This is a genomic window from Paenibacillus sp. Marseille-Q7038 (genome assembly GCF_965111595.1).
Genome location: NZ_CBCOOM010000001.1, coordinates 1533385 through 1555000, shown reverse-complemented (window position 1 = coordinate 1555000; position 21616 = coordinate 1533385). Strand labels below are relative to the sequence as shown.

Sequence of the window (21616 nt, the reverse complement as noted above, 5' to 3'; positions counted from 1 at the left end):
GAAACAGCCCAGACCATCAGCTAAGGTCCCCAAGTGTGTTAAGTGGGAAAGGATGTGGAGTTGCACAGACAACCAGGATGTTGGCTTAGAAGCGACCACCATTTAAAGAGTGCGTAATAGCTCACTGGTCGAGTGACTCTGCGCCGAAAATGTAACGGGGCTAAACACACCACCGAAGCTATGGCTTGAATCGACTTCACTGCTTCTTTGAGGTAGTGGAAACTGAATGAACATTTTTGTCAGACTTCTTCTGAAATGAAGGATGACTCAATGCTCTTAGGGGATAGACACACTTCGAAGGCGGAGTGAAGTCGATTCAGGGGTAGGGGAGCGTTGTATGCCGGGTTGAAGGTAGACCGGAAGGACTGCTGGACTGCATACAAGTGAGAATGCCGGTATGAGTAACGAAAAGATCAGTGAGAATCTGATCCGCCGAAAACCTAAGGGTTCCTGAGGAAGGCTCGTCCGCTCAGGGTAAGTCGGGACCTAAGGCGAGGCCGAAAGGCGTAGTCGAAGGACAACAGGTCGAAATTCCTGTACCACCGTAAATCGTTACGAGCGATGGGGGGACGCAGTAGGGTAGTGACGCAGACTGATGGATGTCTGTCCAAGCAGTGAGGCTGATGTGTAGGCAAATCCGCACATCGTAAGGCTGGGCTGTGATGGGGAGTGAAAATTACAGTAGCGAAGGTCATGATCTCAGACTGCCAAGAAAAGCCTCTAGCCAGATGAAGGTGCCCGTACCGTAAACCGACACAGGTAGGTGAGAAGAGAATTCTAAGGCGCGCGGAAGAACTCTCGTTAAGGAACTCGGCAAAATGACCCCGTAACTTCGGGAGAAGGGGTACCCCGGTAGTGTGAATAGCACGAGGGGGTCGCAGTGAAAAGGCCCAAGCGACTGTTTAGCAAAAACACAGGTCTGTGCGAAGCCGCAAGGCGAAGTATACGGGCTGACGCCTGCCCGGTGCTGGAAGGTTAAGGGGAGTGGTTAGGGAGTAATCCGAAGCTATGAACCGAAGCCCCAGTAAACGGCGGCCGTAACTATAACGGTCCTAAGGTAGCGAAATTCCTTGTCAGGTAAATTCTGACCCGCACGAATGGCGTAACGACTTGGGCGCTGTCTCAACGAGAGATCCGGTGAAATTTTAATACCTGTGAAGATGCAGGTTACCCGCGACAAGACGGAAAGACCCCATGGAGCTTTACTGCGCCTTGATATTGGATTTGGGTACGATCTGTACAGGATAGGTGGGAGCCTAAGAAGCATGAGCGCCAGCTTGTGTGGAGGCAACGTTGGGATACCACTCTGATCGTATCTAGGTTCTAACTTGGTACCGTGATCCGGTGCGAGGACAGTGTCAGGTGGGCAGTTTGACTGGGGCGGTCGCCTCCTAAAGAGTAACGGAGGCGCCCAAAGGTTCCCTCAGAATGGTTGGAAATCATTCGCAGAGTGTAAAGGCACAAGGGAGCTTGACTGCGAGACCTACAAGTCGAGCAGGGACGAAAGTCGGGCTTAGTGATCCGGTGGTACCGCATGGAAGGGCCATCGCTCAACGGATAAAAGCTACCCTGGGGATAACAGGCTTATCTCCCCCAAGAGTCCACATCGACGGGGAGGTTTGGCACCTCGATGTCGGCTCATCGCATCCTGGGGCTGAAGTAGGTCCCAAGGGTTGGGCTGTTCGCCCATTAAAGCGGTACGCGAGCTGGGTTCAGAACGTCGTGAGACAGTTCGGTCCCTATCTGTCGTGGGCGTAGGAAATTTGAGAGGAGCTGTCCTTAGTACGAGAGGACCGGGATGGACATACCGCTGGTGTACCAGTTGTTCCGCCAGGAGCATCGCTGGGTAGCTATGTATGGAAGGGATAAGCGCTGAAAGCATCTAAGCGCGAAGCCCACCTCAAGATGAGATTTCCCAATTAGTAAGACCCCTTGAAGACGACGAGGTAGATAGGCTGGAGGTGGAAGTGCAAAGAATGCATGGAGCTGACCAGTACTAATCGGTCGAGGGCTTATCCTAAAAGCTTTCTGAAGGAAAGCTACTTCGAAAGCATATGCTATAAATCGTAAAAAAACGTTTCGTATCTAGTTTTCAGGGAGCAAATCCTTGAGGAGAACCTGACGCTTGTTTCTTGATTCACACTTCCATGTTGAACCCAAGTAAACGCGAAGAGCGAATGGATTTTCTGAAGATTTTTAAGTCGCATGTCCTTTCTAAGGTCTGATATTTTGCTGGTGAGTATTCACTGAAGATATCACAGCGCAAAAATCATGTTTGGTGGCGATAGCGGAGGGGTTCCACACGTACCCATCCCGAACACGACCGTTAAGCCCTCCAGCGCCGATGGTACTTGGACCGCAGGGTCCTGGGAGAGTAGGACGCCGCCAAGCGAATACCCTTTTGGGTTATTTTTTGCTGAATTACTTATTTAACGATTAGGGGCCATAGCTCAGCTGGGAGAGCGCCTGCCTTGCACGCAGGAGGTCAGCGGTTCGATCCCGCTTGGCTCCACCAATATTCCCTGATAGCTCAGTTGGTAGAGCACTCGACTGTTAATCGAGTTGTCACAGGTTCGAGTCCTGTTCGGGGAGCCAGCGGCCCGTTGGTCAAGGGGTTAAGACACCTCCCTTTCACGGAGGTAACAGGGGTTCGAATCCCCTACGGGTCACTTTATATGGAGATTTAGCTCAGCTGGGAGAGCATCTGCCTTACAAGCAGAGGGTCGGGGGTTCGATCCCCTCAATCTCCACCATATCAAATATCGCGGGGTGGAGCGGCTCGGTAGCTCGTCGGGCTCATAACCCGAAGGTCGCAGGTTCAAATCCTGCCCCCGCAATTGTAGTACTTGGAAATGTGGTAGAAGCAATATTTGTGCCTGTCATGCAAGATATTGTGGTTTGTAACTCTGTCAATTCAACCACTTTTTCCTAGCTCCAATCATATGGAGTATGTTATAATTAAAACAGTTAGCCGGTGTAGCTCAACTGGTAGAGCAACTGACTTGTAATCAGTAGGTTGGGGGTTCAAGTCCTCTCGCCGGCACCAGTTTCATATGGAGGATTAGCGAAGTGGCCAAACGCATCAGACTGTAAATCTGCTCCCTTACGGGTTCGGTGGTTCGAATCCATCATCCTCCACCAGTTTTTAGGGGCATAGTTTAAAGGTAGAACAACGGTCTCCAAAACCGTTGGTGTGGGTTCAATTCCTCTTTGCCCCTGCCATTTTTACAATTTTAGTATCATGATAAAGAATATTATGGCGGTCGTGGCGAAGGGGTTAACGCACCGGTCTGTGGCTCCGGCATTCGTGGGTTCAAGTCCCATCGATCGCCCCATTTATACAACTTATCGCTGTTGGGGATTAGCCAAGCGGTAAGGCAACGGACTTTGACTCCGTCATGCATAGGTTCAAATCCTATATCCCCAGCCATTTTTTAGTACGAGCCATTAGCTCAGTTGGTAGAGCACCTGACTTTTAATCAGGGTGTCGAAGGTTCGAGCCCTTCATGGCTCACCATCATTTATATGCGCGTGTGGCGGAATTGGCAGACGCACTAGACTTAGGATCTAGCGTCTTTGACGTGGGGGTTCGAGTCCCTTCACGCGCATCCTTTAATTGCGGACGTGGCTCAGCGGTAGAGCATCGCCTTGCCAAGGCGAGGGTCGCGGGTTCGATTCCCGTCGTCCGCTTTTATATTTTTTGCGCCCTTAGCTCAGCTGGATAGAGCGTTTGACTACGAATCAAAAGGCCGGGAGTTCGAATCTCTCAGGGCGCGCCATTATATTTTTAAATAAGAAATAAGCAACAAGCCGGTGTGGCGGAATTGGCAGACGCGCGCGACTCAAAATCGTGAGGGAAACCGTGGAGGTTCGAGTCCCTTCACCGGCATTTATATATCGGGATGTAGCTCAGCTTGGTAGAGCACCTGGTTTGGGACCAGGGGGTCGCATGTTCAAATCGTGTCATCCCGATATTTATACGCGGGTGTAGTTCAATGGTAGAACTTCAGCCTTCCAAGCTGATAGCGTGGGTTCGATTCCCATCACCCGCTTCATTCGTAAACCTCTTCGCGAAAGCGAAGGGGTTTTTATTATTTCTACATTTACAAGAGAGTAAGTAATGAACTATTTGAGTTGTTCTTTTTCAGCTAGTGTTGTATTCGAAGATTCTTAACAGTTGTAAAACACGGAACAAGCTAGGCATTACGATCTGACAGAGGAAGAAAAGAAGGTAGCCATCTTAGTTGCTGCGCAAAAAAAACAAGTAGGTTAGAACAGCCAGCAGATTATTGGATGATAGATGTTATTAATATTTTTTCTAGTCTCTCAACTTATCTATAAGGCTTTTTTTATGCTTATATATGAAAAACACACCATATGAATATTTCATAATAGTTAAATATAACTGTACTTAATTACTTCTCACATATCCATCAAATCCACTTCCCTAAAAGAAAAAACTACATTCAATTCTAAATCAATACCATTGTAAAAAAATACTACATTTAATCTTTAGGTTTATAACACAAGAAAATATTCTGAGGTTATTTTTGTTATTTCACATTCGAATTCTATCCTCTGTATATTCTTGTGTTATAATGCTACAGCATGAGCATTAATCAAAATGACTCTAAGTATAGTACATAATACTAAGACGATATCGAATTAACCAAATTTCTTATATCAGATTTAAGAATTCATAATGGTAATAGAAAATGCGCGAGTGTCCCCTCTATGACGAATGGGGTACTCGCGCAAGCTCTTTATGGATTCACATATCCATGTTATGAATTAGAAATGATGAACAAAGTCGTACGTATGCGTAATTGTTTTGATATGAATGGGAGGTTCAGGATACAAGCAGTGTGAAATTAAGGAAATGATGGAGAACACTCTTTTATCACTGAAAATCCCTGTATGTTGTAGATATTATCAATCACGCACTGAAAACGTTTGAGGAGGGAATTAGGATGATCATAGAAGTAACGGGTCTGGTAAAAAGGTACAAAGATTACACAGCTGTAGACGGTGTTGATTTGAGTATTAATGAAGGTGAAATATTTGGACTGCTGGGTCCCAACGGTGCAGGAAAATCAACAACGATGAATACATTGCTGGGCTTGTTAAAAGTCAACGATGGCACAGTGAAGATGTTTGGTAAGGATTTTTCCAAGCATGCTAGAGAAATCAAACGATCTGTCGGATATGTGCCGCAGGACTTAGCTTTTTTTGAAACCTTGAGCGCCATCGATAATGTAACGTACTGGGGTAAGTTGTATGGATTGCGGGGCAAAGAGTTACATACATCCGTGCAGGAAGCACTTGAGTTTACTGGACTATGGGACAGAAAAAAAGGTATTACTAAGACTTTTTCGGGTGGTATGAAGAGACGTCTGAACATCGCTTGTGCGATTGTACATAAGCCGCGTATTCTTTTTATGGATGAACCAACGGTCGGAGTAGATCCCCAATCACGTAACAATATTCTAGAATCGATTAAAATTATGAATCAAAATGGGATGACCATCATCTATACAACACATTACATGGAAGAGATCGAGGCCATCTGCGAACGAGTTGCCATTATGGATTTCGGAAAAGTAATCGCACTAGGAAGCATAGATGAGCTGATTGATTCTATTTCAACGGGAAATCGCTTAAGTCTGGAGCTTGCATCGAATACGGACGCAGCCGTTTCAGTGATAAAAGAGTCGGAAGGCGTCACTGCCTGCAACAACATAAACGGAGTACTCGACATTCATTTGGAAAAAGATGAGCAGTTTGTTACGGGGATTTTGGAAAATCTGATCCGGAAAGAGTTTAAAATTAAGACCATGACGCTGGAAAAACCGAATCTGGAAACGGTATTCTTGCAGTTGACTGGTAAAAAACTGAGAGACTAATCCGAGACGGTGGTGAAACGATGAATATAATCACTCAAATTTTTTATTCGGCAAAGCGGATCTTGATTGACCCGAAACCGATTTTTATTAGATTGCTCAGTTTTTTGTTGATTATTTTAATATTAGGCACTGCGTTTAAAGACCAATTTAATGTCACCTCTCTAGATAAAGTAAAGGTTGTTTATAGCAATGAAGATTCTGGTCAACTTGGTGAAATGTTCATTAGTTCTATGATCGGTGCGGAAGAAATTAGCTCACTAGCAGAATTCAATCAGGTGCTTTCTCTTGATGAGGGACGAGAGATCCTAAATAACGAAGAAGCAGATGCGTTTATCTATATTCCTGAAGGGTTCTCGAACCACGGGGAAGCGGATGGATTAAGCAAAACAGTGGAAGTATACCTGGCCAAATCTTCTGGCGTAGATACAACAGTTGTGCGAAATGTCGTGGATAGTCTAGTTAATGGTATGAATACCGCTGGCGTAGTCGCCACCATGTCGGGCAATTTGCAAATCGATCAAGTGAATTCGGGTACCAGTTTGATAGAAGAGCCTCTAACCGATTCCAAATCGGCGACAGCCATGGGATATTACGCCATTGCAATGCTTTTGATGTTTCTGATGCGCGGTCAGGAATACGGCGCTGCAGGAATGGGTGAGGACTATTTAGGTACATTAGGTGATCGGCTCAAGCTTTCACCGATTAGACCTTTTGAACAGTATCTAGGCAAAACAATAGGTCTTTCCTTAGTTACCTTCTTGCAGGGCATTGTAATTATCCTGTTTACCAAATATGTATACGACGTTGATTGGGGAGATAATTTTGCTGTCATCGTTTTGATCGTTTTTGTGTTCTCATTATTAACCACGACGCTCGGCGGCCTGTTAACCATTATCATAAAGGATTCCGTAAAAGCCGACTCCCTTGCCAATATAGTAACTCTTGGATCAACCTTTCTTATTGGCGGCTTTATTATTATTGATTTTGGAGCTTTCGCAGCAATTTCCCCAAGCTATTATGCAAAATCAGCGATATTCAATGTTGTATATAACGACGAGCTAGGTTCTGCTTTTGTAAATATTGGACAGATGTTGGCTATCACGATGTTATTTGCGGTAATCAGCATTGTAGTTTCAAGGAGGAAGAGAGCATGACGATCTTATACAACAGCATACAACGGATATTTCGAAAACCTATAAACATCTTATTTATGCTTGTGATTCCGATCCTGCTGAATATGTTTTTGATTTCGACGGTAACCAAAGATGTAAAATATAATGTAGGCATACTGGACCAGGATTCATCCCCATTCATATTGGATCTTATATCGGATATGAAGGAAAAATACAATGTAACATTACTAACCCCAAGTGACGATGTGAAAGGCTTGATAGTAAACAAGAAACTGGACAGCGCTTTTACTTTTCCATCGGGATTTACTGCAGAAATGCTTGAAGGAAAAGATGTTTCTACTCTAAGCTACGCCCTTGAGACTTCCAATGTGGCGAAACCTGTTCAAGTTTACGTATCGAGTTACATATCCTCAGCGAAACAAATTGCGACAGTTGCAAACGGGAATGAAGATGCATTTTATAAGGGAATGGAAGCTTACAATAAAAATGTATTTGCTGCTGAATATAAGAGCTTTTCTACTGGAATCTCTGAAAAAGATGTAAACACAGCAGTTATGTCCTTGGGTTACATCGCGTTTGGTATGTTGTTTTTGATTACCTTTTCCACAAGCTTGATTCTAGAAGATAAGCTAACCGGAGTCTATGATCGAATTACCGCAACACCACTGACACGCTCCCGTTATTTTTCACAACATATGATAGCCAGCTTCCTGGTTGCAGCCATTCAGGTTGTAGTGTTAATCAGTTTGTTACCGGTACTAGTCGATATATCCTATGGATCGACGCTAACTCAGCAACTGGAAGTCATCGCGGTTTGTCTTGCGTTCGCTCTTGCTTGCGTAGCCATTGGCGTTGCGATCAGCAGATTTTCAAAAAACGCACTGATGGCGAGTTCGCTAACGGCTTTGGTCAATATCCCGATGCTGATGCTCGGTGGATGTTTTTGGCCTAGAGAAATTATGCCAGAGTTTATGCAACGAATTGGCGATTTTGTGCCGACAACTTGGTTTTTACAAGCGGGAGAGACAGTGTTGTATGGTAAAGGTCTAAACAGTGCCCTATTTGAATTGTCCTATTTAATTGCCTTTTCGGCATTGTTATTGATCGTGTCGTTTACATTTAAGCCAGAAAAGGTGAGATAAATAACTTGTAACCTTCCATCGAGAATGAGTATATTCATTAAAATAGAGCCTGAGTAAAAACCATTTCAAATACTACTCTAACCTCATAACACAAGAAGAATAAAACCCTTTATAGTAATGCTCTCATGTCTAATGATTTGAGAGATAACTTGAAGGGTTTTTGTTTGGTCGAAAAGTGTAAGCTACTAATTGAAGTGATCATAAATTACATCTGATTAAAATAGAAGGGGTATCAGTTCAATAAGTTTATGAATTAATACCTCATTCAAACCGGATAATATTTGTATAACCGTATGGACAGAAATTGCATGAAGTATTCTAATATTTTCTTAAATGGACATAAAATCTGAGTTAGATGACGGCTGAATATGATAATTAATTCGGGCTCTTCTTGTCATAAATAGAGTCGTTTGATATGCAAATAAAACGGTTTAACACTTTCTCAGGGCCCAGAATAATACTTCAAGTCTTTTTGAATAAGTCACTATAGAAGGAGCGTCAGCAAGCTCAATCCCATGATAATTCGTCACCGTATTCGTATCCAGTTGAAGTTCCGCTTCTTGAATCGGCCATGGCAAATGATGAATATCCCCGACTAGGATCTCTCCGCTCGGATTTATCGTATACAAGCAGTAACGTTCTGTGAGCCAATGAACAAGCGTACCGGGCTTAGCATGGATAACTAGATCGCTCAAAGGTTTATACGTACCTTTAAATACCACATCGTCGGCATGTTGATGTTCACGAACACTTTCATAACGGATTGAATCTTGGTCATCGTAGCGAATAGACATGTTTGCATGATAATAAGGAAGGTGAGCTAACGCACGCGCACCAGCTACAGCAAGTTTGCTGGAAGCTTCCAAGTTAAAAAAGAAAATACCCGGTTTCCCGTTTCGGGTCACATACGTTCGAACGTTAAGCTCAAGAAAATCATTAACAAAGGGAAGAGGTGGTGCACCTCGAACGCGCAAGGGCGTTAATCGAAACGGAATTATACTAATCCATGGTTTACCTTCCCAAATCTCTAATTCCAGTCCGCGCGGAATGAGGGGGAGCAGGTCTTGAGTATCTACCGGCCAATGGGCGCACAACAAATCATTCCATCCCTGTTTCATCAGCCAAGGCCCTTTCGGAACCGGAAACGGCCGATGTTGCGTATGCGACAAAATCTCTTTATGGTTCATATCAAATGACTCCTCTCATATACCGAAGTGATTCCAACATATAGTATTACCCTGATTTTTGAGATTTGCTTGGATGCTGTCGCATAAACCAACGATAATCACTCGCACATATAGAATGGCATAGAGCAGGGTGAATAAAGAATATCATGGTAGTTAAGTGCTAAGAATTCAATGCAAAAAGCAGAAATGATACCTACGAATCGGTAGCATTTTATAATCGTAAAGGGAAAGATGACATTGTTCTGATAAAACGTGGAGTGATATAGTTTTTTAAAGACGAATTAAATCAGATACTTTAGATGAAGGGAAGCCACATAGGGTGTCATGCTAATTCCGGATTTTATTCGTTGAATATAATCTGGGTTCGCGAGAAGTGGACGCCCGAATGCAGCCAAGTCCATCGTTCCCTCAGTTATTGCGGTGGAAGCAGAAATAAAATCTAAATTCCCTACTCCAATGATGTTTCCATTCCAATATTTGCGCACGGTTTGATGGAATGTCATTCCGTTAGTGAAAATTTTTGTGAACTCATTAGTTGATGGGTGAAGGAGGGAAAGACCCATTTCCCTAAAAATATGAATATAGGCGGCTATTGTTTCTTCCGGATTATCCCACGTATAATTCGGAATATCGTCCTTTATTTCGGAAAAACGTACGACGGTCCTCTCCGCACCTATTTCTGTAACAACTGCAGTTAGTAGCTCTTTCATGAATGTTAAACGCTGAAATAAGTCCCCACCATATTTATCTGTCCGCGTATTTGTAACCTCTGAATTAAACTGATCAATTAAATATCCATGCGCTGCGTGAATTTCAACTCCATCAAAACCGGCAATCATGGCATTTCTCGCAGCTGTTGCATGTTGTTCTATCACTTCTAGAATATCTTCCTGAGACATTTCCTCAGGTATTCCGAAAGGTTTGCGTAGCCGATGAACAAGTCCACTTGCTGGAATGCGTGATGGCGCTTGAGGCGGATAACCTCCAGTTAATTCAGTATGGGTGAGCCTCCCAACATGCCATAGTTGCGCAATGATTGTCCCGCCTTCCAGGTGGACCGCATCAGTAACCTTTTTCCACGCCTGGATTTGTTCTTTAGTATACAGCCCTGGGATACCGTAGGTACCTTTGGCCCTTGGACTTGGGTTGATGCCCTCCGTAATGATCAGGCCGACACCATCGGCTGCTCGTCTACGGTAGTATTCTACGACATCGGAACCCACCACCCCAGACTCATTATCGGCAAAGGAACGGGTCATAGGCGCCATGACTACACGTGATTGAAGCAACCAATTTCCAATCGTAATTCTTTCAAGCAGAACATTTGACTCCATTTATATTCCTCCCTTATTTTTAAGAATTTGGTAACCAAATAATTGTATAATGGAATAGAACTCTTTCACATGAGAGATTAAAGTTAATATAATATATTGGCCTATAATATTATTGAAATATAATCATTAGACATTAAAAATAACGGAGTGATTAGTTTTGATGGATGAGTTGGACAAACATATTATTATGATTCTTCAAGATCAAGCAAGAATTTCGATGACGGACCTAGGAAAAACCGTTGCCCTATCGCAACCAGCAGTGACAGAAAGAGTACGGAGGATGGAGGAGAAAGGCATCATTGATCATTATCGTGCGGTAGTTTCACTTGAAAAAATGAATAAATCGATTGTAGCCTACATATTATTCCACACGAAAGACTGCGAAAGTTTTGTTGATCATTGTAAAGATTCACCTGATGTTCTGGAACTTCACCGTATAAGCGGGGAGTACAATTTCTTGGTTAAGGTGGTTAGCGAATCCTTGAAATCGATCCAAACGGTTATTAATGAAATGGGTAAGTACGGAGACTCGACAACGTTAATTGTTCTTTCTTCTCCAATCGAACATAATAAGGTTACTCCAGATATTTAGGATAAATAGGATCTCGGAGCAGGTTAGATTAGGGAAATTATGAAGGACTAGAAATAGCATCTTTTTTGAGGCGAACGTGCGAATGAATATATCATTAATCAAATTATGGGTAATGATACAAAAGGGAGAGTGCTACTAGTGAGTGAAACTTGTGTTCCTTGTTCCGACTGGCGTGATCCTAAAGGACACTGGCTTTGGATATACGTTGTCCTTAATAGGCGGTAAATATAAGATGATTATTATGTATTGGCTGTCAGAAAATAAAGTTGTACGGTTTAATGAGTTGAAACGTAGTATAGGCACCATATCTTTTAAAACGTTAAGTATCATGTTAAAAGAGCTGGAAGCTGATGACCTTATCATTCGCAAGGAATTCCCACAAGTACCTCCAAAAGTTGAGTATTCATTAATGAACGCGGTCTTTCTCTCATTCCATTGTTAAATATGATGTGCGAATGGGGAGTGAAGAATAATAATTCCACTCTCGAGGAGGTACAGCGGTGAATATAGCTATATCTATATCTAAAAGAAGTATCTCCTAACAAGGAAATACTTCTTTTTTTATAAAAGTTTTTATAAATCTAACTTTAAAGGTGATCAATAAAATTCAAATAGTTTATCGAACTGTTTTCCAATTGCGTTGTAGAAGGTTCCATTTCTGAACCAGGCTCATTTTCTTTACCATAAAAGGCAAAGAACGAACGATAGTTTGCATTACAATATAGAAAGGTAGATTCAAAAGGACTCAATAATTGTTCAAGGGTATAACCATATTTTCCAGCTTCACTATAGTTTTCTTTTCTAGCACCGGCAGACACGGCTAAAGCAACTTTACGATTCTTTAAAGTGTCACCTCCATTTGAACCATATGCCCAACCGTAAGTTAAAACATCATCGAGCCACTTTTTAAGGAGCGGGGGACAATTAAACCAATATATAGGGAACTGCAAAACAAGATTCCCATGCGTTTCAACCAATTGTTGTTCTTCTTCCACGTCTATATTCCCATCAGGGTATACCTTATATAATTCGTGAACAGTATACTTTTTGGGATGTTTTTTGAGTTCTTCGACCCATTGTTTATTTATGACGGATGTTTCTATGCTTGGATGTGCTACGATAACAAGAGTTTTCAAAGTTTTATCCTCCTCCATGTAATCTTATCTCTGTTTGAGTATAAAGATTGCACAGTGAAGATGTAAGTACGCACCTTTACTACAGGTACTGTCATAGAGGTGATTGTCACCTGAGATTAGATACTAAATGTTATTAATATAATCTTCAGACCCATGAAAGAACGGAATTCTTTGTAGACAAGAAGGTTTATTCATTCGAGATAATGAAACTGGGAATCGTTAAGCTAATAGGGAACGTTAGTTCAACAGGAACCAAAAAAAGCAACTATTCATCCGAACGGCTGCTTTTTCTCTAATTTATAAATTCTTAATAATGTAATGGTTCTCCAAATTCCTTGCCGAAGTCTTCCATCTTCTCAAGGATCGGAAGTAGTTTATTTCCCTTATCAGTTAACGAATACTCTACTCGCGGAGGGACTTCCGGATAAACAGTACGTTTAATGACTCCATCATTCTCTAGCTCCTTAAGTTGCTTTGTAAGAGAACCCTGTGATAATCCACCAAGAAATTTTTTTATATCTGTATAACGACGTGTTTCTCCTTTTAAGTACCATAATATAAAGTATTTCCAACGTCCTGAAAGAACATTTTGTGTAAAGGCTATCGCGTACATATCCCTTTTTTCAATTATAAACTCCTTATCAAATCCTTCATTACAAACCCTCACGATATCACTCCTAATCTAAAAGTACAGAAAGATGTACTATGTTCATTAATATTGCCCTCTTTGCAAATCCAACAAAAGAATTTATGATGACGATGTCAATGAAACAGACCATTTTAATCACCGTTTATTTAATAAGCTAAGCATTATTATAACATCAAAAGGTTAACTAACTCTAAGCCTTTACAGAAAGAAGGAGAGCATGTAATGAATAACACGCTAGAATTACTTCATAACCATACATCTGTACGTTCTTTTACCGATCAGCCTATGACAGAGGAACAACGAGAGGCCATATTTAAAGCAGCCAATCAAACCTCATCTTTCAGTCTTCTTCAAGCCGTGTCCATTATTCGAATTACAAATTCAGATGTACGAAAAAAGGCAATGCATCTCTGTATGGATCAACCTTATATCGAAGAAGCAGCAGAGTTTTGGGTTTTTTGTGCAGACTTCAACCGAAATCATCAAATTGCCCCAGATGTAGATATAGAATATATTGAGTTTCTATTAATCGGTTCCTTTGATGCTGGTCTGATGGCACAAAATGCTCTTACAGCAGCGGAATCCATGGGGCTTGGTGGTGTGTTTATTGGTGCGGTCAGATCTCATATTAACGAATTATCGGAGTTGTTAAATTTACCGAAGTATGTAATTCCTTTGGTGGGATTATGCTTGGGGAGCCCAGCTGGTGATAAACCCGAACTTAAGCCGCGCTTGCCGCAATCCATGGTCTTACTAGAAAATCAGTATCAGTCACTTGATAATGAAAAATTATCCGTCTATGATGAAACCATGAGAAAGTATTATGAGAGTCGTCCGGTTAAGGCACCTTTCACCGTGAAAAAAGTAAAAGGATGGAGTGACCATATCCAGGATCATCTCCAAAGAAGTATTCAGCCTGAAATGATGGAATATTTGAATAAACAGGGATTTGCAAAGAAATAAGTTTCTTTTCAATTCGAAAGAGGGCGCATTCATGACAGATGCAGTCGATTGTGATATTCGTCAGTTGTTACATCGTATCTCCTCCCAAATGCGTAGAAATTACAGTGAATCCTTAAGGGAGCTTAATCTCTATGTTGGGCAAGATAATCTACTGTATCGTTTGTGGTTAGGTGATGGAATTACACAAATGCAACTATGTGAACATTTACATTGTGAACCTCCTACCGTGACGAATATGGTTAGATCACTCGAGCAGAATGGGTTTATATATCGCAAAAAAGATGAACAAGATGCAAGAGTAATGCGGATCTTCCTCACAGATAAAGGAAAAGAGTTAGAGAAACCAGTGGAGAGCAAATGGAGAGAGCAGCAAGAAAAATTACTTCAATCCATTTCCACGGAAGAACGACGGGTATTAAGACAATTAATGCAACAAATGGAGAGCAATATACGATAGTTCTCCTTTTGTTGGCTATATATTTAGCATACTAAGTAATAGGTAAGAATACTTCAAAGAAGGAGCTGGTTTATATGAGTAAAAAAATACGTACGGGCATTATCGGAGGTTCAATTAATAACGGATGGGCAAGAGGTACACACATTCCAGCGATAGAACATCTAGATGAGTATGAGCTCACTGCCGTCGGAACAAGTAATATAGAAAGTGCGAAAAAGAGTGCCGAAGCCTTCGGGGCAAAACACAGCTTTGATAAAATGGAGGATTTGGCTAACCATCCGGATGTGGACATGGTAGTCGTTAGTATAAACGTCAAAGATCACTATAATGCGGTAAAAACCATTGTTCCTACTGGAAAAGCGATATATTGTGAATGGCCACTGGGATCTAATACGACGGAAGCACTCGAAATGCAGAAATGGGTAGAATCTCACCATGTGCCAAATGCGATAGGATTGCAGGCCAGACAAGCTCCCGCCATTCGTTATGTGAAAGATTTATTGGCTGAAGGTTATATTGGAAAAGTACTGTCTGCTAATCTCAAGATTTCAATGAATGGAATGGGTGGAGAAGGAGATCAGTCTACTGCGTATTTATTTGACCGGAAGGTCGGGGGGAACTTGCTCACCATTGTAGGTGGACATAATGTGGATGCCTTTACCTATATTCTTGGAGACTTTACTGAACTTTCCGCCGTTACAGCTCAACAGTTTTCTGAAGTCAAATTGGTGGATACCCAAAAAGTCATTAAGAAGACAACGGATGATCAAATACTGATTACAGGTAAATTGACTAACGGGGCAGCAGCCAGTATTCATATTCAAGGTGGAGTTAAACATCAGACAGGAGTTACGCTTGAGATCTTTGGAGATCAGGGTACAATTGTCTTGAGTGCACCTGTGACCATTCAGTTCGGATCACACCAATTATGGGGTGCAGGACCAGATGACAAAGAGCTTCGTGAATTAACAATTCCAGATTCCTATTACTCGGTACCCAATTCCCTGAAAGAGGACTCAGGACTTGTTCTTAATGTTGCTCAAGCTTATCATAAGTTCGCACAAGATATAGAAGAAGGAACATCTTTAACGCCAAGTTTTACCGATGCGGTTCAACTTCATAAGTTACTAGATGCAGTAGAGAAAGCAGCCGAAACTGGAGAACGACAGTATTTATAAGCTACACTTATTAGGATAAACCAACATCCACATGTAAACATTACTTTCTCTAATAAGCTAACGAGATACGTTAGTTGATAAAAAAGCAGCATTTTGGAAGGAATCCAAAATGCTGCTTTTTATTTTTATTCGATTATTTTATTGGTATAGCATCCTATAAAAGTAGCTTTGTTATTACCTATCTATCATTCAATCACATGGAAGGTATAGCTAGCGTGATTATACATGGCGGTCCCATTATAAGTATCGTTGTTAGCGGACTTTTATTTTAATGACATAAGTTCTTGTCCCGAGTTAAGGACCATAAACGAATCGAAAATTATCTAAATGGAAATTGGAGCGATTCACATTAATGTAAGTCCTATAGTAACGGGCATCGACAAATTTTGGCGGGGATTTTATAGACGAAAAGAATCATTTTTTCGGGAAATTTGCTGAAATGGGTGTACGTAGCGTGTTGTATATACTACGATCAGACAAGGTCTTTTTTGTACATAAATACGAAATGAAGTCAATTCATATCGATAAAACGGAGGAAAACACCAAATGAAATTAAGGACAATGGCAGTAACGGTTATATTAGGGGGCATTTGCTTGCTTGGTGCAGGGTGTACGGAACAGAAGCAGGGAGAGGAGACGTCGCTTGGACAAGCGGAGCAAAAAGGAAACGACATCATCATCCCGCACAATGATCGGCTGCATTTGTCCACGGACCAGAAGTGGATTGAGCAGGAAGGACATCAGTCAGACCTCATCCGGTTACAATGGACGGCGGAGAGAGCCAAGCCCGCGATCGTCTGGCTCGATGAGGCTGGTAGGAACAAGACAGCGATTATTTCTCACGATAAGGCAAACAATCCAGAACAGCATGACCATAAGCATATCTCGTTTGAGACGACAATGTCACCGAATGGTCAATATCCCAACCAGCTGTTCACCCGGTTTGAGATTCCATTCGATACGGATATAAGCGAGATACGTACCCATTCATCCAACTTTAATGTGATGAACGGAGTGTTACGAGTAGCTGGGGAAAAGGAGTCGAATAGAGATATCGAGTTAAGTGTTTCTGGTAAGGAAAATGAGACGACACCAAGATGGGTCGTTCGGGCAGATAGTTCAGAAGAATCGGGTGATAATACGGGATCCAATCTACAGTTTGTCCGTTACAGTGATGATGGTGAAGTGGTTGATACCCCTCTCAGTATACAACGCACCAATGGTAATATCGGGATTGGCACGAATGATCCCGATACCAAACTCGATATCAACGGGGACAAACTTCGTATCCGCAACAAATATACGCCTGCTTCGTCTAGTAGTGCTTGTAGCCAGGGACAGATGGCGTGGGATGATAACCACGTATATGTGTGTGTTGCCGAAAACAACTGGAAAAGGACGGAGCTATCGACCTGGTAATCTGTCTGGACAGATTAATGAAAAATTAAACTAACAAAAAACGTAACTTCCCAATCAGCAACTAAGCAGCCGATCAAAAGACCGGTTGCTTTTTCTTTTATCCTAACGGGCAGGACTTTTCGATAATATGCAGAAAAACATAGGTAACTGATTACTATCTCATCCTTAACAAACGAGGTGCGATTTGGACTTAGTACAAACGATCATAGATAAATTTAACCTTAGTGTTTTAAGTGTAAACAATGTCCCTGAGTCTTTTAGTTCACAAGTATACAAGCTTACTCTTACGAATGGAGAAAGTGTATATGCGAAGGTCCCCTATAACAGAGATAAACTATATCGCGAGTATCGTATGCTAGAAATGTTGAGAGAGGTAATACCGGTTCCAAAAGTGTTAGACTTCTGGAGTGGGGATGACATAATTTCGGGTGCGTTACTTTTATCGGAGATGAAAGGCATGCCGTGTGCAGGAGCTATTAACGATGAATTAGCATTCCAAATGGGCGTATTTCATGCAAAGCTGCATGAAACTAAAATGCCTGGATATGGCGCTCAAGGTTTAGACGGTTTTCAATTTACCAATGAGAACAATTGGAGGCTTTATATAAGAAACAACTTTGAAAAGTATAAAGAACCTGCTGCGGAAGTCCTTGAGGGAAAGCTTTACGAAAAGTGTATGGATCACTTTGAGATTGCCTTTTCCGTTTTACCACAACCTGATGGCCCTTGTGTTGTACATATGGACTTTAGACCAGGTAATATACTCATTAATAATAATGAGGTTGTTGGAATTATTGATTTTGAAAGTGCTCGGGGTGGATCTTCGGAAATAGACTTCACTAAAATTAATCGATATGTTTGGGAAGCGAATCACCAAAGCAAAACTCCTTATACAGAGGGGTATTCCACAATTCGTCCTATGATCGATTTGGAAACAGTATTGCCTTTTTATGATTTTTACGATGCTTTTAGTGCTGTTGCCTGGTGTGAAAATAGAGGAATTGAGAAAAACAGAGCGTTCCTTAAGGAAAATATTGCTATATTACATAAAAACGTAAGTTGTTGAGTTATCGGACAGACCAACTTATTTCGTAGGTAAAAGTATATTTAGATAGCTACAACCGTTTCTCGGTATTCAATTGGGGAACGGTTGTTTTATTTTCCATGAAAAATCCCCTCTATTCAACAAGATTACATCCAGCTTACCCGATGTCTTCCTCTTGTCTAGGGGGAATGCCAAATAGTGGAGAACGATGAGGAGTCTCGGTGCACTAACATTTTGCTGCAAAAGATGATTCTATTACTTGGTTATGGACTGCCCTTCTTTTCTGTAGTACAAAGGTGAACAGTTCTTACGCTTCTTGAATGTTTTTGAGAATAACAGAACATCCGTATAGCCCACAGATCTGGAAATATCCCCGATTCTCAGGTCCGTTTCACTGAGAAGTTGGCATGCTTTATCCAACCGCAATTGTAGCAAATATTCTTGAGGAGACTTATCCAGGTATTTTTTGAATAGGCGATGAAGGTATGAACGATCAATGGAAACATGCTTGGCTATATCTTGGATGCTCACATGATGCGAATAATTTTGTTCAATAAAAAGTACAGCATCTTCGATGTATTTTTGTTGCTTATCCTCGTTAGTAATCTGTAGATTTGCATAAGTCTCGCATAATTCATACATGAATTCATATAGCCTGGAGGTTAAAAGCAGGTCTTTATTAGATTTGGATTTCGATGCCTCTATAACTTGGTTCATTAACTGAACAAGCCTGTGTTTTTCGTTTGGAATCTCGAATATGGGTGAATTTAAGGACAGGCTTGACCTTTTCAAGTACTCTTTCGCTTTCACTCCGTTAAAACCAACCCATATGTATTCCCATGGGTCCTCTTCGTCAGCTTCATAGTAAATCAAGTGGTTCGGCTCAATTAAGAATGCTTGATTTTCCTCTAAATGATATACCTTATCCTGCGTTTTATATGTACCTTTTCCTTTTACAATAAAGTGAACGATATAGCCGCTTCGAATGGCCGGACCGTAGGAATATTTTTTTGGACAAGACTCTCTGCCACAAGTGTATAAATTTAAATCTAAGTTAGTGCGAAAATCGTTGGAAAAGTTCAAAAACATCATCTCACCTCAATATGTTATGAACAAAAGTTATCACATCGAAACATAGGAAGTCTACATGCTGCCATATAAGTTAACCTAAAAAAAGATTAACATATGTATGTATTAAGCAACTAGAGACATTCAAATCGACCTATTTGGAGATCTGAATTCAACATGAGGGGTTAGGAGGAGCTATGAGCATTTTAATTGATAATGAAAAGCGTCTGTTTCATTTACGAGGTAAGAAAACAAGTTATGTGATCCAGATCGTCAGAGAAGGGTACCTCGCTCATCGGTATTGGGGAAGGCGGATTCAACATTATAACAGCAGCAATGAACTCATTTTCCAAGATCGAGTATTCTCGCCGAACCCGGATCCTAATGACCGAACTTTTTCGTTAGATACGTTACCGCAGGAATATCCTTCCTATGGAAAAGGAGATTTTCGGATTCCGGCTTTTCAAATTGAGCAACCTGACGGTTCTACGGTATCGGATTTCCGTTATAAAGAGTACAGAACATATCAAGGCAAGCCGAAATTGAAAGGGTTACCATCTACGTATGTTGACGAAGATCACGAAGCTGAAACATTGGTAATCGTGATGGAAGATCCTTTTCTCAACATGACCTTGGAACTGACCTACAGTCTGTATGAGGATCGTGATGTAATCACTCGTTCCGTATTGCTTATCAATAACGGTACAAATTCCGTAAAACTGCTTCGTGCCTTATCCATGAGCGTGGATTTCCCTGATGATGAATTCGAATTGATCACACTAGCAGGGGCACCTCAAAATGAGAAAAACATACGAAGACGCAGCATTGAACCTGGCATACAAATGGCGGAGAGCAGCCGGGGCGCTAGCAGTCCACAACATGCACCTTACCTAGCATTGGTTCGCAAAGACACGAATGAAAATCATGGTGAAACATATGCATTCAACCTCGTGTATAGTGGTAATTTTACAGCGCAGGTTCAAGTTGACCCTTATCAAAACACCCGAGTATCCATGGGCATAAACCCATTTGAGTTCTCTTGGTTGTTGGAATCTGGAGAGAGTTTTCAAACTCCGGAAGTCGTAATGGTGTACACACCTGATGGGTTAGGCGAGATGTCCCGAATATTCCATAACTTATACCGAGAACGGTTGTGCAGGGGAGAATACCGGGATAAACCAAGACCTATCCTGATCAACAACTGGGAAGCCACTTACTTTGACTTTGACGAAGAAAAAATAATGAGAATCGCCACAGAGGCACAACAAGTTGGCATTGAGTTACTTGTTCTAGATGATGGTTGGTTTGGGAATCGCAATGATAGTAAAAGCTCATTAGGCGATTGGTTCGTAAATCGGCATAAATTGCCGAATGGATTACAAGATCTGGCCAACCGTGTCCGTGACCTTGGTATGGAATTCGGACTTTGGTTTGAACCGGAGATGGTGTCCATGAATAGTGATCTGTACCGAACACACCCAGATTGGTGCCTGCATGTCCCAAATCGTCCAAGAACACTCGGAAGAAATCAACTTGTGTTGGATTTATCAAGGCAAGATGTTTGTGATTATTTAGTAGAAGCTCTATCTAAAGTGTTGTCCAGTGCCCCTATCACCTACGTGAAATGGGACATGAATCGTCACATGACAGAGATTGGTTCAGCAGCACTGCCACCTAGTAGACAGCGTGAAACAGCTCACCGCTATATGTTGGGTCTGTATGAGGTACTAGAAAAGATTACGGCAAGGTTCCCTCACGTACTATTTGAAAGCTGTTCAAGCGGGGGAGGACGCTATGACCCGGGGATGCTCTATTACATGCCGCAAACGTGGACAAGTGATAATACGGATGCCATCTCCCGTTTGAAAATTCAATATGGTACAAGCATGTTGTTTCCGGCCGTTACGATGGGCGCACACGTTTCGTCCATACCCAATCATCAGGTAGGAAGGATTACGCCACTTGAGACCAGAGGTCATGTAGCGATGGCAGGCAATTTTGGATATGAGCTAGATTTGACGAAATTAACCGCTACCGAAAAAGAAGTTATCAAACAACAGGTTGAGTTGTACAAATCCATTCGTCTTTTAATTCAGTTCGGAGACTTCTACAGAATTTCAAGTCCTTATGAAGGGAATGAAGCTGCGTGGAACTTTGTCTCCAAAGATCGAACCGAGGTTGTACTCAGTTACTTCAAAGTACTTTCGGAGCCATCACCACCTGCTAAAACAATAAAATGCCAAGGCTTGTGTCCTGACAGCCGGTACCAAAATACCGAAACCGGAGAAATTTTCGGAGGCGACGAACTCATGTATGCGGGTATAACAATCAAAGCAACAAAAAGTGATTTTATCAGCAGGCTATGGATCTTCCGTAAAGTGCAATTCTAACTACATGATTCACATCGATT

General features: G+C 41.8%; 15 protein-coding genes, 17 tRNA genes, 2 rRNA genes and 1 pseudogene (1 of these 35 cut by a window edge). 30 read left to right on the top strand and 5 right to left on the bottom strand.

Annotated features, from left to right (window positions below; genetic code table 11):
- The 22 genes from ACWPWY_RS07590 to ACWPWY_RS07485 all read left to right on the top strand — a co-directional run.
- Nucleotides 1–2020: ribosomal RNA gene (locus ACWPWY_RS07590) — 23S ribosomal RNA — on the top strand; it begins 1028 nt to the left of the window's first position.
- 254 nt (nucleotides 2021–2274) lie between these two features.
- Nucleotides 2275–2391: ribosomal RNA gene (gene rrf, locus ACWPWY_RS07585) — 5S ribosomal RNA — on the top strand.
- Nucleotides 2392–2439: 48 nt separating this feature from the next.
- Nucleotides 2440–2515 (top strand) — tRNA-Ala (locus tag ACWPWY_RS07580).
- A gap of 4 nt (nucleotides 2516–2519) precedes the next feature.
- Nucleotides 2520–2595: transfer RNA gene (locus ACWPWY_RS07575), tRNA-Asn, on the top strand.
- Nucleotides 2596–2597: 2 nt separating this feature from the next.
- Nucleotides 2598–2669: transfer RNA gene (locus ACWPWY_RS07570), tRNA-Glu, on the top strand.
- Between the two features lie 8 nt (nucleotides 2670–2677).
- Nucleotides 2678–2753 (top strand) — tRNA-Val (locus tag ACWPWY_RS07565).
- 10 nt (nucleotides 2754–2763) lie between these two features.
- Nucleotides 2764–2837 (top strand) — tRNA-Met (locus ACWPWY_RS07560).
- A 133-nt stretch (nucleotides 2838–2970) separates the two neighbouring features.
- Nucleotides 2971–3046: transfer RNA gene (locus ACWPWY_RS07555), tRNA-Thr, on the top strand.
- Nucleotides 3047–3055: 9 nt separating this feature from the next.
- Nucleotides 3056–3141, top strand: a tRNA-Tyr gene (locus ACWPWY_RS07550).
- Between the two features lie 6 nt (nucleotides 3142–3147).
- Nucleotides 3148–3222, top strand: a tRNA-Trp gene (locus ACWPWY_RS07545).
- A 37-nt stretch (nucleotides 3223–3259) separates the two neighbouring features.
- Nucleotides 3260–3335, top strand: a tRNA-His gene (locus tag ACWPWY_RS07540).
- Between the two features lie 20 nt (nucleotides 3336–3355).
- Nucleotides 3356–3430 (top strand) — tRNA-Gln (locus tag ACWPWY_RS07535).
- 11 nt (nucleotides 3431–3441) lie between these two features.
- Nucleotides 3442–3517 (top strand) — tRNA-Lys (locus ACWPWY_RS07530).
- 10 nt (nucleotides 3518–3527) lie between these two features.
- Nucleotides 3528–3608, top strand: a tRNA-Leu gene (locus ACWPWY_RS07525).
- Nucleotides 3609–3618: 10 nt separating this feature from the next.
- Nucleotides 3619–3690: transfer RNA gene (locus ACWPWY_RS07520), tRNA-Gly, on the top strand.
- Between the two features lie 12 nt (nucleotides 3691–3702).
- Nucleotides 3703–3779 (top strand) — tRNA-Arg (locus tag ACWPWY_RS07515).
- 30 nt (nucleotides 3780–3809) lie between these two features.
- A tRNA-Leu gene (locus tag ACWPWY_RS07510) sits at nucleotides 3810–3889 on the top strand.
- Between the two features lie 9 nt (nucleotides 3890–3898).
- Nucleotides 3899–3972 (top strand) — tRNA-Pro (locus ACWPWY_RS07505).
- 9 nt (nucleotides 3973–3981) lie between these two features.
- Nucleotides 3982–4052 (top strand) — tRNA-Gly (locus ACWPWY_RS07500).
- Nucleotides 4053–4970: 918 nt separating this feature from the next.
- Nucleotides 4971–5903, top strand: coding sequence for an ABC transporter ATP-binding protein (locus tag ACWPWY_RS07495; protein ID WP_454191107.1), 933 nt, complete (start codon nucleotides 4971–4973; stop codon nucleotides 5901–5903).
- A gap of 20 nt (nucleotides 5904–5923) precedes the next feature.
- The gene (locus ACWPWY_RS07490) at nucleotides 5924–7057 is read left to right on the top strand and encodes an ABC transporter permease (RefSeq protein WP_454191106.1); all 1134 of its coding nucleotides are present in this window, start codon (nucleotides 5924–5926) and stop codon (nucleotides 7055–7057) included.
- Entirely contained in the window at nucleotides 7054–8178 is a 1125-nt protein-coding gene (locus tag ACWPWY_RS07485; protein ID WP_454191104.1) for an ABC transporter permease, read from the top strand. The genes ACWPWY_RS07490 and ACWPWY_RS07485 overlap by 4 nt, the downstream gene beginning before the upstream one ends.
- A gap of 431 nt (nucleotides 8179–8609) precedes the next feature.
- On the opposite strand, the gene ACWPWY_RS07480 is transcribed toward ACWPWY_RS07485, so the two are convergent.
- Nucleotides 8610–9365, bottom strand: a complete 756-nt coding sequence (locus ACWPWY_RS07480) for a YqjF family protein (RefSeq protein ID WP_454191103.1) — start codon at nucleotides 9363–9365, stop codon at nucleotides 8610–8612.
- Between the two features lie 281 nt (nucleotides 9366–9646).
- Nucleotides 9647–10699, bottom strand: a complete 1053-nt coding sequence (locus ACWPWY_RS07475) for an oxidoreductase (RefSeq protein ID WP_454191102.1) — start codon at nucleotides 10697–10699, stop codon at nucleotides 9647–9649.
- 160 nt (nucleotides 10700–10859) lie between these two features.
- Between ACWPWY_RS07475 and ACWPWY_RS07470 the strand changes: the two genes are divergently transcribed.
- Nucleotides 10860–11291, top strand: a complete 432-nt coding sequence (locus ACWPWY_RS07470; protein WP_454191101.1) for an Lrp/AsnC family transcriptional regulator — start codon at nucleotides 10860–10862, stop codon at nucleotides 11289–11291.
- Between the two features lie 151 nt (nucleotides 11292–11442).
- Nucleotides 11443–11795, top strand: a pseudogene (locus tag ACWPWY_RS07465) (winged helix-turn-helix transcriptional regulator).
- Between the two features lie 83 nt (nucleotides 11796–11878).
- Here the strand turns inward: ACWPWY_RS07465 and ACWPWY_RS07460 are convergent.
- Entirely contained in the window at nucleotides 11879–12427 is a 549-nt protein-coding gene (locus ACWPWY_RS07460; protein ID WP_454191100.1) for an NAD(P)H-dependent oxidoreductase, read from the bottom strand.
- A gap of 307 nt (nucleotides 12428–12734) precedes the next feature.
- Nucleotides 12735–13097 carry a winged helix-turn-helix transcriptional regulator gene (locus tag ACWPWY_RS07455; protein WP_454192830.1) on the bottom strand — a complete coding sequence of 121 codons (363 nt, stop codon included), beginning with the start codon at nucleotides 13095–13097 and terminating at the stop codon, nucleotides 12735–12737.
- A 201-nt stretch (nucleotides 13098–13298) separates the two neighbouring features.
- Here ACWPWY_RS07455 and nfsA point away from each other — a divergent pair, with 201 nt between their 5' ends.
- From nfsA to ACWPWY_RS07430, 5 genes are all read left to right on the top strand, one after another.
- The gene (gene nfsA / locus ACWPWY_RS07450) at nucleotides 13299–14039 is read left to right on the top strand and encodes an oxygen-insensitive NADPH nitroreductase (RefSeq protein ID WP_454191099.1); all 741 of its coding nucleotides are present in this window, start codon (nucleotides 13299–13301) and stop codon (nucleotides 14037–14039) included.
- 31 nt (nucleotides 14040–14070) lie between these two features.
- Entirely contained in the window at nucleotides 14071–14496 is a 426-nt protein-coding gene (locus ACWPWY_RS07445) for a MarR family winged helix-turn-helix transcriptional regulator (protein WP_454191098.1), read from the top strand.
- A gap of 74 nt (nucleotides 14497–14570) precedes the next feature.
- Complete coding sequence (locus ACWPWY_RS07440; protein WP_454191097.1) at nucleotides 14571–15674, top strand: Gfo/Idh/MocA family protein; 1104 nt, start codon at nucleotides 14571–14573, stop codon at nucleotides 15672–15674.
- A 546-nt stretch (nucleotides 15675–16220) separates the two neighbouring features.
- Complete coding sequence (locus tag ACWPWY_RS07435) at nucleotides 16221–17093, top strand: hypothetical protein (RefSeq protein ID WP_454191096.1); 873 nt, start codon at nucleotides 16221–16223, stop codon at nucleotides 17091–17093.
- A 184-nt stretch (nucleotides 17094–17277) separates the two neighbouring features.
- Nucleotides 17278–18159, top strand: coding sequence for a phosphotransferase family protein (locus tag ACWPWY_RS07430; RefSeq protein WP_454191095.1), 882 nt, complete (start codon nucleotides 17278–17280; stop codon nucleotides 18157–18159).
- A gap of 234 nt (nucleotides 18160–18393) precedes the next feature.
- On the opposite strand, the gene ACWPWY_RS07425 is transcribed toward ACWPWY_RS07430, so the two are convergent.
- Nucleotides 18394–19227, bottom strand: a complete 834-nt coding sequence (locus tag ACWPWY_RS07425) for an AraC family transcriptional regulator (protein ID WP_454192829.1) — start codon at nucleotides 19225–19227, stop codon at nucleotides 18394–18396.
- Between the two features lie 176 nt (nucleotides 19228–19403).
- Here ACWPWY_RS07425 and ACWPWY_RS07420 point away from each other — a divergent pair, with 176 nt between their 5' ends.
- Nucleotides 19404–21596 carry an alpha-galactosidase gene (locus ACWPWY_RS07420; protein ID WP_454191094.1) on the top strand — a complete coding sequence of 731 codons (2193 nt, stop codon included), beginning with the start codon at nucleotides 19404–19406 and terminating at the stop codon, nucleotides 21594–21596.
- The last annotated feature ends 20 nt before the right edge of the window (nucleotides 21597–21616 follow it).